The following is a 14361-nucleotide window of genomic DNA, read 5'->3' as shown; positions in this document are numbered from 1 at the left end:
AACTTTCCAATTTACTTAACCCAAATTAAGCTGTGTGAACTCTAGAAACCATAACTGTCATATCATCCTTAACCTTATTTTTTCCTATTCTCTTTGCTTCATTAATTATACCCTTAGATAGTTCCTCTGGACTCACATTATCATTTCTACATAAATAATCTAATATCCAATCTATCTTTCCACTAGATTCTTCATCACAGTCTGTAACTCCATCTGTTAACATAACAATCAAATCACCATTTTTTACTTTCTTACTATGAATCTCTATATCCGCTTCATCTAGTATTCCAATAGGTAAACTTCTAGATTTAATAATATCTATGGTATCACCACTCTTTACAATACTAGCTACTGCTCCCACCTTCATAAAATCTACTTCTCCACTATACAAGTCAATTGCACTTAAGTCTACTGTAGAGAATTTTTCATCCTCTGAAAATTTAAGGCTCATTATAGAATTAACTGTATTTATAGCTGTAGTTCTGCTAAAGCCCGCGCTTGTAAATTTCTCAATTAATTCAACTACAGCCTTGCTTTCTCTTCCTGCCTGTGGACCCGATCCCATTCCATCACTAATAACCATCATGTAACTACCATCATATCCTTCTCCAAAATTAAAATTATCTCCAAAGATAGTTTGTCCATCTTTGCATGCCCTAGATACACTAGTAGTTACTCCAAACTTAGGTATTTCTTCAAACATAGCTGTACACTTATTAGTTATAGGATTAATCTTACAACCGTCGGCTTTTAATTTCATTTTATAATCTACACAGTCATTAATTAAAGGTAGTATTTTTTTTACACATAAATTTCTTCCATTACAAGAATTACAGGTTATCTGTATATTTAATCTTTCATTCTTGTCTTTTATTGCAAATACATCATCAGCTTCTATATCGTACTTTTCAAGAATTCTCATAATCTTTTTTTCCGAATCTTTATCTTCATTAAAGTCTGCTGAAAACTCTTCCATAATCTCATCTACAGACTTAGCCATATTATTGAATTGATTTGCAATTAGCTCTCTGCCTTCCGCTAATCTACTTCTCCACATTTCACTTATAATAAATTTATTTATAATATCTTCTGTATTTCTTATTAGCGAAGCCTTCCTTATACATTTCTTTTCTAATAACTGCGGAAAAATGTTAGTTTTATTCTGAGCACTTTCTAAAAGTTCTCCAAAAGCCTTATAGGTATTTATCATTTCTCTTCCCCAACATATTCCACATGTATCACAACTATTACATACTCTATTAGCTAAATTCTCTATTAGCCCACTACTTTTAGTACTCATATCTAGCTTATCATTATCAACTAAATTATTCAACGTACCAGCCATATTTAGAAGCACTTCAGAAAATTTATCTAACCTATCTGTGAAAATTCCTTTTACTTTATTAACATATCCTTCTTCATATCTTTTGCTTTTTTTCTCTACATCTAACTCCCCAGATATAGTTTCATATATACCATTAGGTATGACTATAAATAACGCTGTAGATAAAATCCCTTCTGCTAATATAAATTGTGAAATTCCTTCTGGTATATAAGTAGCTATATAAATCTTCATTATGCAAAATACTATAAATGATGCTAAAGATGAAATCAACTTTCCACCTTCTCTAAATATCCCTGAAGTTAAGGCGCATACTCCCAATACTGTTGCATAACCAAAAATATTCTGGCTAGACATTCCCACAATTACACCCATAGCAATTCCTGCTGTAGCACCTATGCTTGTACCACAAACATAACCTATAATAGATACAACTGCAATGCTTAATACACTTAAAATTGATATATTGAAAACTTCAATACCCCAAGTACCTGCAATTATTAAAGCTATTAATATACTCATAGAAACTATTTCTTCATTTGAAAATAAATGCTTTGTTCTTATCTTTTTAAAACTATTAATACTATACTCCAGTATTAAGTAAACAGGTATTATGCTTACTCCTTCTAATGCAGTATTTCCAAGTGCCAACAGTAGTGTACACTGATTTACTAACATAGTATATGCAAAAATCATTATTAAAGTTGCTCCTATAATAACAAACTTTTGAATATTCTTTTTTATAAAACTATTTAAAATTAAACATATTATAACCAAAGTTGGAACTATAGTTATATACATTAAGGAATTTTCTAGTGCACCTATTGTAGTTATGTAGCCCAATATAGATCCCAGCCCAACAAATAAAGATAATTTATTATCTCCTAAGAATAGTATTGTAAGTAAAAATGCAATTCCAAAAGGTGCAGATTTATTTATCATTATTACTCTACTAACTAATATAGCAACACAGAAAAACACAATACTCTTCGCTACTATTTTTGCTCCGTCACCATCCCTATCATTACTAATAACCATACTGCTTTTTACTCTTTTATACGTCCTAATATTTTCTCCATATTGCATAATAATTTCACCCACCTGTATTTTTTTTACAGGTTAATTATATCAATGCTTGTTGGAAATAAATGTAATTTAATGGGGCCTACATAAAGAAATTTATTACAATAAACTCCATTTTATCTCTCTTTTCATTTTTAATTTATGGTTCTAAATTATTAAGTTATTCGGCTTATAGTATGACTTTAGTAAATCTATACCTCTTAATTTTCTTATCTTCATATATTATATTTTTATGTCATGAATAATAATTATAAAAGGTTTCATGGGGAAAATATTTTTCATATAAATATAATTAATTAATATACTTATATTTATATTCATTTTTGAACTCTGTTTTTAAATTCAATTCATTAAACTTTTTTCTTTTAAATAATCTTATTTAAAAGAAAAAAATGGATTGAATATATATTCAATCCATCTTTATGGTTGCGGGGGCAGGACTTGAACCTACGACCTTCGGGTTATGAGCCCGACGAGCTGCCAACTGCTCCACCCCGCGTCATTTGGTGCTGAAGACCGGAATCGAACCGGTACGGTGTTTAACCACCGCAGGATTTTAAGTCCTGTGCGTCTGCCAGTTCCGCCACTCCNNATGGTTGCGGGGGCAGGACTTGAACCTACGACCTTCGGGTTATGAGCCCGACGAGCTGCCAACTGCTCCACCCCGCGTTATTTGGTGCTGAAGACCGGAATCGAACCGGTACGGTGTTTAACCACCGCAGGATTTTAAGTCCTGTGCGTCTGCCAGTTCCGCCACTCCAGCATTTGTGTCATCACCTTTCAGCGACAATATTTATTATATGGTATATTATTAACTATGTCAACAGTATTTATATAGTTTTTTATATTTTTTATTTATTTCTTATTGGCTTGTTATAACTAAATATAAAAAAAGCTAGGTTTTAATTTAACTGACATTAAAATAAATAAGAGTGCTTAAAAAGCACTCTTTAATCCTTTCGGTATAAAGCTTAATTATATCCTTTTCTGCTATATCCTCTACCTTTTCCACCATCTTGGTGCTTTTTAAGATCTTGAAATCTTTCTTCACTATCTTTTAAGAATTTTGACATCCTGTCTTCAAAACTTCCTGAACTTGTAGTTTTAGATTTTTCCTTTTCCCAATCTATATCTACGGGTTTAAAAGATTTTTTTGGTGTACCAGCTTGCTTTATGGATAAGCTCATCTTACCATTATCATCTACAGAAATGACTTTAACTTTAACCACATCATTTTCTTTTAAATGATCATGTACATTCTTAACAAATACATCAGATACTTCCGATATATGAACTAAGCCTGTTTTCCCTTCCACTTCAACAAATGCACCAAAGTTTGTGATATTAACTACTTTACCTTCTATAATGCTTCCAGCCTTTAAGGTCATATTGAAAAGACCCTCCTTAAATTTATAATTTAAATTTATATATACTATAACTAATAATAATTAGTCATAGTAATTTTCACTTTATTTACTGTCTATTACAGGAGATTCTCCTTCTCTAATTAACCCAAGCTTTTCCCTTGCAAGTTTTTCTATATACCGACTATCTTGTGATAGTTTAATCTCATCCTGTAACTTTTGATTCTTTTCTTGTGCTGCTTGTAACTCCGAAGTATAACTATCAATATCTTTATGTTGTCTAAACATTATTATTTGTTGATTTATAAATGTAAAGCCTACGTAAAGAGCTATAAGTAAAAGACCTATCTTTTTTATGCTGAATTTCTTCATATCGATTTTCCTTCCTTATTACAAATAGTAACATGTCATAGGTTTTATTTTCAAGTAGTCAAATTAACCTATAGCTATATTGTAATTTGAATTTTTATTTTCTTCAACCCTTAATATTATAAATTTTATATTTTTTTTGTTATTTTGCTGAAAATAATTCTTATAGGATAGAATATATAATAAAATATTACTCTAAAAAACGTTAATATGGCATTTAATATGCTTCCGTATGCTAATATAAATATATTGCTAAATAGTTTAAAGTATATAAATAATCCAATTAAATTATATACAAACACATTAAAGCTCATGTAAGCATAGTTTGTATACATCATAAAAATAAATACTATAATGCCAGTTAATATCCAGAATAGCATATCCTGTATTGCTGTTATGATGGTTCCTGGCTCTTCAAAACCTCTTATTACTCTATATACATCAAAGAAAATACCAACTAGCATTCCACTAAGTAAGGAGAATATAAACAATGCTATTTGCCTACCCATATCAAATATCATAGCTCAATCACCTAAATATTTTAGAAATAATACTGTTTCGCTTCTTTGGTCTCTTTTCTTCACTTGTATATACTACATAAGATATTTTCCCCGTTATTACCACATCTCCATTTTGAACATCTAGCTTGGTCATCTTTAACTCTTCACCTCTGATATCCATATCTCCCAACACAGTTATTATAAGTATCTGTTCATCATTGAAGCTTAATATTTCTAAAACTCCATCTAAAGTCATCTTTTTTCTATTTTCTAACGCAATAAAACTCTTTTTATTTTCTAATGACATATCTTTATTTGGTTCCATAATATCCCCCTTAAACCTAAAAACATATTAGCTTTCTATAAAGATATATTCATTAAAAAATATTTTATGCTACTATTTATTCCTTATCCTCTTCCCCACTGATTATTTCATACATATTCTTAGCATCTTCTTTATTAACATGATTAGCAATATTTATAATTCTTGCTTTTAATAATTGATTTGCAAATTGAATTTCTATTATATCATCTTCTTTTATAGTAGTACTTGGTTTTGCTACTTTTCCATTTATGGATACTCTACCATTTTCACATACATCTTTAGCAACAGTTCTTCTTTTAATTATTCTAGAAACCTTTAAATATTTATCTAATCTCATAGTTGCCTCCTTAAACTATATAAAAATTTTAATGAAATTATACTTTATCCTGTATCCCTTTGAATAGAAGAAAAAACCCAGAACATTTCTAGGCTTTTTCAAGTAATTATTTATTTACTATGTCTTTAAATTCTTTTCCAACTTTGAAAACAGGAACTTTAGATGCTGGTATTTGTATTTCTTCTTTTGTTCTTGGGTTTCTTCCTACTCTAGCAGCTCTTTCTCTAGTTTCAAAAGTACCAAATCCAACTAGTTGAACTTTCTCTCCACCTTCAAGAGCCTCTTCAACACTCTCTATAAATGCCTTTAATACCGCCTCGTTATCTTTTTTTGTTAGTCCTGACTTTTCAGCCATTTTTGCTATTAATTCTGATTTGTTCACAATAGTACCTCCTTAATGTTAATTTTACGTAATTTATATTTTAATTACATAAAATAATACTTACAATATTCTTACAAGTTACCTAGAATCCTTCTTTTTTTTGAAAAAATTTATCTTTTTGTTGATAAATCATACTTTTTAGATTCACTCCAAAGGGTTTCCATTTCTTCTAATGTCATTTCCTTCATATCAATACCCTTTTTAATGCCAGATTCCTCAATAAATTGGAAGCGTTTTATAAATTTATCTATAGTATAATTTACTGCAAATTCTGGGTCAATGTCAAGAAGTCTTGCAATATTTACTGTGGCAAAGATTAAATCTCCTACCTCTTCCTGTATTTTTGACACATCTGAATTTTTATATACATCTTTTATCTCTTGTAATTCTTCTATAACTTTCTCCATAGCTGGTTCTACGTCATCCCAGTCAAACCCTACCTTACCAGCCTTTTTTTGAACCTTTTCTGCTCTAATAAGTCCAGGCATACAACGTGGAACATGTTTTAATTCATCGGTATAGCTAGTAAATTTCTTTTCTTTAACTTTAATTTCATCCCAATTCTCCAATATTTCATTTGTATCTTTAACTCTTACATCTGAAAATATATGTGGATGCCTACTTATCATTTTTTCAGTTATAGCTGCTACTACATCATTTATGTTGAAATAACCCTCCTCCTTACCAATTTGAGCGTGGAATATTACTTGAAAAAGTACATCTCCTAACTCCTCAATAAGTTTATTATCGTCCATTTCGTCTATAGCTTCAATAACTTCATAACATTCCTCAATTAAACCTCTTTTTAAAGATTCATGAGTTTGTTCTAAGTCCCACATACACCCATTTTCACTCCTAAGAGTAGACATCACATTTATTAAATCCTTAAAATCTTTAGGACCTTTAAGATCTTTAGGAATATATATGGAAGTTAAATAATCAATATCCTCTTGTCTATCTAAATCGTATAGTTTAATTTTTCTTATACTTTCTTCTCCCTGTATGCCTGCTGCTCTTACAAAGTATATGTCACTATCATCACTATAATATTCACATAGAGCTAACTTAACTTCAGAAGCAATAAATTTATTATATACCTGGGTTATTATTACTCCTAATCTCTTATCCATGACCTGTTCTCTTATATCAAAGGCATCTATTATTTTTACCCCTTCTATTGGATCAATCCTTAAGCTCTCTATAACTGCATCTACAAAGCTTACTGATGGCATTAATCTAGCCTCTATTCCATTCTCCTTGCAGAGATCTAATAATATAGTTACAGATTTTTCTGCAACAAGGGGGTGACCTGGAACTGCATATACTAAGTCTCCTTCTTGCTGATAAATTTTTATAAGATCCTCTGCAATCGCCTTGTATATATGGTCAAAATTATTATATTCTTCATAAAAGTTATCATAGGTATTAAATTTTACACCCATAGATTCTAAGTATTTAACATTAGGGTGTTTTTCTGTTCTAAAGTATATATTTTTATTACTTTTCAAAATTTCTAGTACACCTATGGTTAAAGCATCTTTAGAACCAGGTCCTAAACCAACCACTGTAATCATTTGAATCTACTCCTCTTTTAGTTTTTAATGAGCTTTCCCTTTATATCTTCAATGGTAAATATTTTAAATATAATCGATAGTATTCCAAATATTACCATGCCAAGGAAAATAGCTATTAAGCAAGATATTCCATTACTCTGTGTATAATTATAGACATTATTATATATAAAAACAACAGATATTATCATAATTAATGACACAAATAAAGGTTTTATAACTACTTCATATAGGTTTATCTTTACTTTGAGCAGTTTTTTAACCTCTTTCAAGTTTAAAATGCTAGTTACTGCATATCCAACTATACTTCCAATTATTGCACCATATATATTAAATCTAGAGTTACTTACTAAAACATAGGTAATGATTACCTTAAATAGACACCCTATAGCAAGATAATATACCGGTTTCATATATCTACCACAACTTTGTAAAAGCGATGTAGTAGTCTGTGTTATTATAATTAATGGTATTGATAAAGATAATAATTTAAGTATTTCATGCCCTGCTACATCTCCCATAAACACTAATCCCATAATAGGTTTTGAAAGATAAAATAACCCTAATGCACTTGGAATACCTATAACAAAAGATAATTTAAATACCATGTTTACCCTTCTGTATAATTCATTTTGATTATGCATAGAATATACCTCTGATATTATAGGTACTAAAGCTGAACATAGAGCAATAGAAAGTGCCAGTGGAATATTTTGAAGAGTCATAGCCTTACCTGTAAATTGACCATATAATATGGCACTTTCTTGAATAGTATAACCTGCTAACAAGAGTCTTTGAGGTACTATTATAGAATCAATTAAAGCCATAATCGTTCCAACTGCAGCTCCTACGGATATAGGAAATGCTGCTTGTACTAAGTTTGATAGTATTTTATTACTCCTTTTCACTTTTAATTTATAAGACTTTGATCTAACAAATAAATATTTTATTACCAAGTAAATGCTTCCCAGCAATCCTCCAGCTACCGTTCCAAATGCGGCTCCCGCTGCTGCATATTCAATTCCTTTAGGAAGTAATAAATATGCACATATAACGCCAAAAACTACCCTACCTATCTGTTCTACAATTTGAGATATTGCAGTATTATTCATATTCTGAAGTCCCTGGAAATATCCTTTGAATGTACACATAATACATACAAATATAGGTGCTAAGGATATAATCAAAAAGGACTTATATGACTTATTATCCCACCTTAAGATATTTATAATATTATCTCCAAAGTACAACATTAAAAATGATATTATTATCCCAAGTGGAATCATTATTTTAAGAGTATCCTTAAGTACCTGTTTAACAGCATTGGTATCGTTGCGCGCATTATACTCTGATATTAATTTTGACATAGCAATAGGTACTCCTGATGCTATTGCTACAAAAGTCATATATATAGGGTATGACATCTGATAATATCCCATCCCTTGGTCACCAATTAATCCCTGTATTGGTATTCTAAAAAACAAACCTAAAAATCGTGCAAAAATAGTAGCTATTCCTAAAATCATAGTTCCTTTTAAAAGCGATTGTTTTTTCATACTTCCTCCTAAAAATACTTTGTATAGTTAATAAGTATTTTGATGAGAAACATTTTATTACTTAATGCATATAATATATACCTAATATCAATTAACTTTAACTTATCTAATAATAAAAAAACTGCCATAAGATGTGATTAATATCAATCCTATGGCAATAATTATATATTATATCCTTTATTTAATTTTATCTTATAGATATTTATGCTTTTTAGCATTTACTGTTCCATTTGTTTTCCTAAGAATGAAGCTGCTGTTTCCGCAAGCTTTAACTCTAGTTCTCCAAACTTCACATTTTCTTTTGAAACTATGATTACTGTACCTACGGTATCTCCCTCTGCAATTATAGGTGCTACAACTTGTGTTGTATATTCATCTGCTGACTCTCCATCACATATAGGTATTAGCCCCTGAGAGTTTTTATCTAGAAGAGTAGCCTTACGCATTTCCATAATTTTATCTACTTCATTACTAATCTTTTTATCTAAATAATCTTTCTTTGTCCCACCACTTACAGATATGATTGAGTCTTTATCACAGATTATCACTATATTACCAATAGTTTGATGTAATGCCTCACTATATTCCTTAGAAAACTCACTCAATTCTTCTATTGGTGAATATTTTTTTAATATAACTCCCCCTTCTCTATCTGTAAATATTTCCAGTGGATCTCCTTCTCTAATTCTTAATGTCCTTCTAATTTCTTTTGGTATTACAACACGACCTAAGTCATCTATTCTTCTTACTATTCCTGTAGCTTTCATTAAATATCCTCCTTATTTATGTAAATAGTATTAATGCTATTATTATCCTTCTTAACGCAAATTTTATACATCCTAGAAATTTTTTCATTAATAAAAAATAAAAAAGATTAATGCCAAATATGACATCAATCTCTTTTTACCAATTATTAACTTAGTTTATCTTCATATAATTTTATTTTAGCTTCTTCTTGCCAAGCAGTTACTTTTTCTACCCACACGTTATATTTATTTTGTTCTAATAGAGCATCCTTAATCGCTCCTTTAACATCTTCTAAAGGCTTAACAGGATACTCTTCTTTATCTAAGCACTTTATAACATGAAATCCAAATTGAGTTGATATAGGAGCCTTAGTATATTCACCTTTTTTAAGACTTATAGCTGCCATTAAGAAAGTTTTATCATACTGATTGCTAGTATATTCAATCCAATCTAAGTCTCCACCTTTGTCCTTTGTAGCATCTGTACCTTTTTCAGTAGCAAGCTTAGCAAAATCTTCACCTTTATCTAATCTTGCAATTATGTCTTTAGCTTCTTCTTCTGTCTTAACTAGTATGTGTGCTGGCCTAACTTTATTAGGACTTTCAGTATATGAATTTGGATTACTATCATAGTAAGTCTTTATTTCTTCATCTGTAACAGTAACATCTTTAACTACCTCTTCATATACAGCATTAGATATTACTGCTGGTTTTAATTCTTCTAAGAAGCTCTCTTCTGTAACTCCAGCTGTTTTAAGAGCACTTTTATACTCTTCATCAGTTTTAAAGGATTTCTTTATCTCATCAAGTTTCTCTTTAGCCTTAGTCTGAACTTCTTCATCAGAAGGTACTACTCCAAGCTTTTCACCATTATTTTTTATGACAATATCATTAACCATAGTATCTAGTATACTTAATCTTTGCTTCTTTATATATTCCATAGCCTCTGAATTTTCTTTATAATTTTCTCCGTACTGAGCCTTTACTTGCTCATAAACCGTACTTAACCTACTGTCCACTTCTCCTAAGGTTATCTTTTCTTTATAAACCTTAGCAACTACTGTCTTATTAATACCTGCCTCTGTTTTTTCTATCATTCCACACCCCACTGCTGAAAGCATTAGTGTAGACGCCATTAGACCAGCTAAAATCTTCTTTAATTTTATCAATTTATTATCCTCCATTCGGTTTTTTTAGTTATTATTGCTATTCAATTTTACCATAAAAATACTATTAAATAAATAGTAGCTAAATCTATTTACTCATTGTTGATAAATCCTTAATAATATTTATAAGTATATCTAATAGCTCCTTTTTATTAATATCTTTACTCTTATACACTAGAACTGGAACATCTCCCATTTTAAATGTGATTTGTCTCTTATAATTGTCTAGTATATATTTTACCATTTCAGAAGTTAAGTATGACTTGTCTTTAAAGGTTATCTGTACTTGAATTCCAGTATCCTTTATCTCTAAAACCCCAATTTCTCTAGCAATTGCCTTTAAAAACGCTATATTCATTAAATTATAAACACTTTCTGGAATATTAGAGTATCTATCTTCAATCTCCTCAATAACATCTAACATATGCTCATAGGACTCAATAGATGCAATCTTTTTATATACTTGAATTTTTTGAGTTTCATCCTGTATATAGTTACTAGGAATATATGCATCAATTTTCATATCTACTGTAGTTTCAATAGGTTCCTTATCTACTTCACCTTTTACAATACTTACAGCATCTTCAAGCATTCTGCAATATAAGTCATATCCAACAGCAGACATATGACCACATTGAGCTGCTCCCATTATATTCCCTGCACCTCTTATTTCTAAATCTCTCATAGCTATCTTTAATCCTGAGCCTAATTCTGTAAAGTCTTTTATTGCCTTTAATCTTTTTTCTGCAACTTCTGTTAAAACCTTATCCTTAGTATAAGTAAAGTAAGCATACGCTATCCTATTGGTTCTCCCTACTCTTCCCCTTAATTGATATAGTTGAGATAATCCCATCTTATCCGCATTTGCTATTATCATAGTATTTGCATTCTGAATGTCTATACCAGTCTCTACTATAGTTGTACTTAAAAGTATATCGTATTTTTTATCTACAAAATCTATAATTACCTTTTCCAATTCTCTTTCGGTCATCTGACCATGACCTATAGCAACTCTAGCTTCTGGGACCAACTTTTGTAAATATGTTGCCATATCACTTATAGTTTCAACCCTATTATATACAAAAAATACTTGTCCTCCCCTATTCATTTCCCTAATTATTGCATCTCTTATAAGTTGATCATTAAATTCTACAACATAAGTTTGAATAGGATATCTTTCTTCAGGAGGAGTTTCTATTATACTTATATCCCTTACTCCTGTTAAAGACATGTGTAGGGTTCTAGGAATAGGAGTAGCACTTAAAGTTAATACATCTATGTTTTTCTTTATTTCCTTAATCTTCTCCTTGTGGCTAACCCCAAATCTTTGCTCTTCGTCTACAATTAATAAACCTAGATCCTTAAATGCCACACTCTTTTGAAGCAACTTATGAGTACCTACTATAATATCTAAATTTCCTTCTCTTAGAGCATTTAAAGTTTCTTTAACTTGAGACGCAGTTCTAAATCTGCTAATCATTCCTATTTTAATAGGGAAATCTGAAAACCTTTTTAACATATTTTTATAGTGTTGCTCTGCTAGTATTGTAGTGGGTACTAATATAGCTACCTGTTTTCCATCCATAACACACTTAAAGGCAGCTCTGAGAGCAACCTCTGTTTTCCCATATCCAACATCCCCACAAAGAAGCCTATCCATAGGTTTATCGCTTTCCATATCTTTTTTAATATCTTCAATTGCAGTTAACTGATCTGGGGTTTCCTCATATGGAAATTCTCCTTCAAACTGACTTTGCCAAGGGGTGTCCTTGGAATATTTATGACCTTTTAAAGTATTTCTGATAGCATAAAGCTTAACCAAATCCTCAGCAATATCTTCAACAGATTTTTTTACTTTATTTCTAGCCTTTGCCCACTCACTTCCACCTAATTTATTTATTTTCGGTGATTTACCTTCACTACCAATATATTTTTGTACCAAATCTAATTGCTCTACAGGGACATATAAAGTATCTCCTGAATTATATTCTAAAACCAAATAATCTTTTTTATTTCCCTGTACATCCAATTGATTAATACCCTTATATACACCAACTCCATGGTTCACATGTACTACATAATCACCAAGCTTTAAATCAGTAAAGCTTTTTATTTTTCCTGCACCTTTTTTAGTAGTTCTTCTTGTGGCTTTCCTCTTAGATTGACCGAAAACCTCAGAGTCTGATATCACACATACCTTTAAATCAGGATACTCAAATCCTTTAATAGAACTTCCAAAGGTCACCACTACTTCCCCTTGCTGAATGCTAGAAACTAGGTCTTTATAAATAGCTTCTATCCCTCTATCTCTTAAAGTGTCAATTAATCTTTCTCCCCTTGTTCTTGTACCAGATAAAATTAAAGTTCTATATCCTTTTTTCTTTTTCTCTATTATATCTTCAATAAGCATGTCTAACTGTCCATGATAATCATGAATTGTAATCTGAGAAAATGCTATTAAATTTCTTGGTTTTAATGCATTAGAAGCAGTTGCTAAACTCTGTAGAGTCATAGTTTTACTCACTTCTAAAATTTCTCCAATCATTTCTTTAGGTATTAGTAGTTCTCCTTGTTTCGGTAAAATATTACCTCTACTTAGAAAATTTTCATAATTCTCTTCAAATTCAAAGTATACACTGTCCAACTTACCCATAGCCCTATTTACATCATCCACTACGACTAAACTATCCTTAAAGTAGTCTAAAAATGTAGTTTTGTTTTTGTAAAAATAAGGAATATAGCTATCAATGGTTTCAAAAGTCCAAGTTTCCTCTAGACTCTCCAAATTTGTCCTAACTGTAGAATTTATTCTTTCTAAAGCATCCTTATCTTTAGATTTATTAAATCTTGATATGGCTCCATCCAATTCTTTTCTAATTTCTTCTTTTGCAAGATTTATAACCTCTTCTGTAAGAATTATCTCTTTAGCTGGAAATATTTCCACTTTATCTACTTTATCTATACTTCTTTGATTGTCTTTATTAAAAGTTCTTATGGAATCAACTTCATCATCAAAAAGCTCAATCCTAAATGGCATGCTACTAATAGGAGGATAAACATCTATTATCCCCCCTCTAATTGAAAATTGACCTATGTTTTCTACAACACTACACCTTTCATAACCACACTGTACAAGTTTTTCGCTCAACTCTCTTATGTCTATTGTACTTTCTAAAGAAATTTCAAATGAAAACTTCTTGAATAACTCTACAGGAGCATAGGATGCTGCTAAAGCTTCTATAGAGGTTACAACAATACATTTTCCCTCATGAAGAATCTTATTTAATACTTTCAGCCTCTCCCATCTCAAGTCCCCTGATACAGCTTCTACATTGTAAAAAGTTACCTCCCTCGTAGGAAAATAATATACATCATTACAATAAAAGCTAAGATCTTCATATATGTTTTTAGCTTCCATGTCATTATGAGTTAGCACTAGCATACTTTTTTCTATATCTTCATAAACACCATATAGCAAGTAGCTCTTACCAGATTCCGAAAGACCATGTATGCCTAATGGAAACTTTTCCTCATTTATATATCTCTTTATATCTCTATATTCACTACTTAACTTTAAAGGTGTCATTACTCCTTTTAGTCTCAAAATATCACCTCTTAAA

12 protein-coding genes and 3 tRNA genes are annotated in these 14361 nt (G+C 30.5%); all 15 read right to left on the bottom strand.

Annotated features, from left to right (window positions below):
- Positions 1 to 25: 25 nt before the first annotated feature.
- Positions 26 to 2428, bottom strand: a complete 2403-nt coding sequence (gene spoIIE / locus B3J31_RS09620; protein ID WP_346867482.1) for a stage II sporulation protein E — start codon at positions 2426 to 2428, stop codon at positions 26 to 28.
- A 420-nt stretch (positions 2429 to 2848) separates the two neighbouring features.
- Positions 2849 to 2924 (bottom strand) — tRNA-Met (locus B3J31_RS09615).
- Between the two features lie 94 nt (positions 2925 to 3018).
- Positions 3019 to 3094, bottom strand: a tRNA-Met gene (locus tag B3J31_RS09610).
- A gap of 5 nt (positions 3095 to 3099) precedes the next feature.
- Positions 3100 to 3188 (bottom strand) — tRNA-Leu (locus tag B3J31_RS09605).
- Between the two features lie 208 nt (positions 3189 to 3396).
- Entirely contained in the window at positions 3397 to 3813 is a 417-nt protein-coding gene (locus B3J31_RS09600; RefSeq protein WP_035132487.1) for a S1 domain-containing RNA-binding protein, read from the bottom strand.
- Positions 3814 to 3894: 81 nt separating this feature from the next.
- Positions 3895 to 4161 (bottom strand): septum formation initiator family protein, encoded by a 267-nt coding sequence (locus B3J31_RS09595; protein ID WP_150844630.1) that lies wholly within the window; start codon positions 4159 to 4161, stop codon positions 3895 to 3897.
- A 125-nt stretch (positions 4162 to 4286) separates the two neighbouring features.
- A complete protein-coding gene (gene yabQ, locus B3J31_RS09590) occupies positions 4287 to 4679 on the bottom strand; it encodes a spore cortex biosynthesis protein YabQ (protein WP_035132492.1) in 393 nt (130 codons plus the stop codon).
- Between the two features lie 7 nt (positions 4680 to 4686).
- Positions 4687 to 4983, bottom strand: coding sequence for a sporulation protein YabP (gene yabP, locus B3J31_RS09585; RefSeq protein WP_150844629.1), 297 nt, complete (start codon positions 4981 to 4983; stop codon positions 4687 to 4689).
- A 76-nt stretch (positions 4984 to 5059) separates the two neighbouring features.
- The gene (locus B3J31_RS09580) at positions 5060 to 5320 is read right to left on the bottom strand and encodes an RNA-binding S4 domain-containing protein (protein WP_035132496.1); all 261 of its coding nucleotides are present in this window, start codon (positions 5318 to 5320) and stop codon (positions 5060 to 5062) included.
- A gap of 106 nt (positions 5321 to 5426) precedes the next feature.
- Positions 5427 to 5702, bottom strand: coding sequence for an HU family DNA-binding protein (locus B3J31_RS09575; RefSeq protein WP_035132498.1), 276 nt, complete (start codon positions 5700 to 5702; stop codon positions 5427 to 5429).
- 110 nt (positions 5703 to 5812) lie between these two features.
- Complete coding sequence (gene mazG, locus B3J31_RS09570) at positions 5813 to 7276, bottom strand: nucleoside triphosphate pyrophosphohydrolase (protein WP_346867168.1); 1464 nt, start codon at positions 7274 to 7276, stop codon at positions 5813 to 5815.
- Between the two features lie 17 nt (positions 7277 to 7293).
- On the bottom strand, positions 7294 to 8829 hold the full coding sequence (locus B3J31_RS09565; protein ID WP_346867167.1) for a polysaccharide biosynthesis protein: 1536 nt from the start codon (positions 8827 to 8829) through the stop codon (positions 7294 to 7296).
- 218 nt (positions 8830 to 9047) lie between these two features.
- Positions 9048 to 9596 carry a stage V sporulation protein T gene (gene spoVT / locus B3J31_RS09560; protein WP_346867166.1) on the bottom strand — a complete coding sequence of 183 codons (549 nt, stop codon included), beginning with the start codon at positions 9594 to 9596 and terminating at the stop codon, positions 9048 to 9050.
- A 146-nt stretch (positions 9597 to 9742) separates the two neighbouring features.
- Entirely contained in the window at positions 9743 to 10744 is a 1002-nt protein-coding gene (locus B3J31_RS09555) for a peptidylprolyl isomerase (protein ID WP_346873957.1), read from the bottom strand.
- An 85-nt stretch (positions 10745 to 10829) separates the two neighbouring features.
- Positions 10830 to 14345, bottom strand: coding sequence for a transcription-repair coupling factor (gene mfd, locus B3J31_RS09550; RefSeq protein ID WP_346867164.1), 3516 nt, complete (start codon positions 14343 to 14345; stop codon positions 10830 to 10832).
- Positions 14346 to 14361: the final 16 nt, after the last annotated feature.

Origin of the sequence: Clostridium sp. UBA5988 (assembly GCF_002435615.1) — a bacterium.
Lineage (GTDB): Bacteria > Bacillota > Clostridia > Clostridiales > Clostridiaceae > Clostridium_J > Clostridium_J sulfidigenes.
Note: the sequence above shows the minus strand (reverse complement) of the source record. Positions and strands in the feature narration are given on the sequence as shown.

What these genes read in the sequence shown, in the direction of transcription:
- B3J31_RS09595 (WP_150844630.1), bottom strand. Translation starts at nt 4,161, where the DNA reads ATGAAGAAATTCAGCATAAAAAAGATAGGTCTTTTACTTATAGCTCTT.
- B3J31_RS09565 (WP_346867167.1), bottom strand. Translation starts at nt 8,829, where the DNA reads ATGAAAAAACAATCGCTTTTAAAAGGAACTATGATTTTAGGAATAGCT.
- B3J31_RS09600 (WP_035132487.1), bottom strand. Translation starts at nt 3,813, where the DNA reads ATGACCTTAAAGGCTGGAAGCATTATAGAAGGTAAAGTAGTTAATATC.
- spoVT (WP_346867166.1), bottom strand. Translation starts at nt 9,596, where the DNA reads ATGAAAGCTACAGGAATAGTAAGAAGAATAGATGACTTAGGTCGTGTT.
- mazG (WP_346867168.1), bottom strand. Translation starts at nt 7,276, where the DNA reads ATGATTACAGTGGTTGGTTTAGGACCTGGTTCTAAAGATGCTTTAACC.
- yabQ (WP_035132492.1), bottom strand. Translation starts at nt 4,679, where the DNA reads ATGATATTTGATATGGGTAGGCAAATAGCATTGTTTATATTCTCCTTA.
- spoIIE (WP_346867482.1), bottom strand. Translation starts at nt 2,428, where the DNA reads ATGCAATATGGAGAAAATATTAGGACGTATAAAAGAGTAAAAAGCAGT.
- B3J31_RS09580 (WP_035132496.1), bottom strand. Translation starts at nt 5,320, where the DNA reads ATGAGATTAGATAAATATTTAAAGGTTTCTAGAATAATTAAAAGAAGA.
- yabP (WP_150844629.1), bottom strand. Translation starts at nt 4,983, where the DNA reads ATGGAACCAAATAAAGATATGTCATTAGAAAATAAAAAGAGTTTTATT.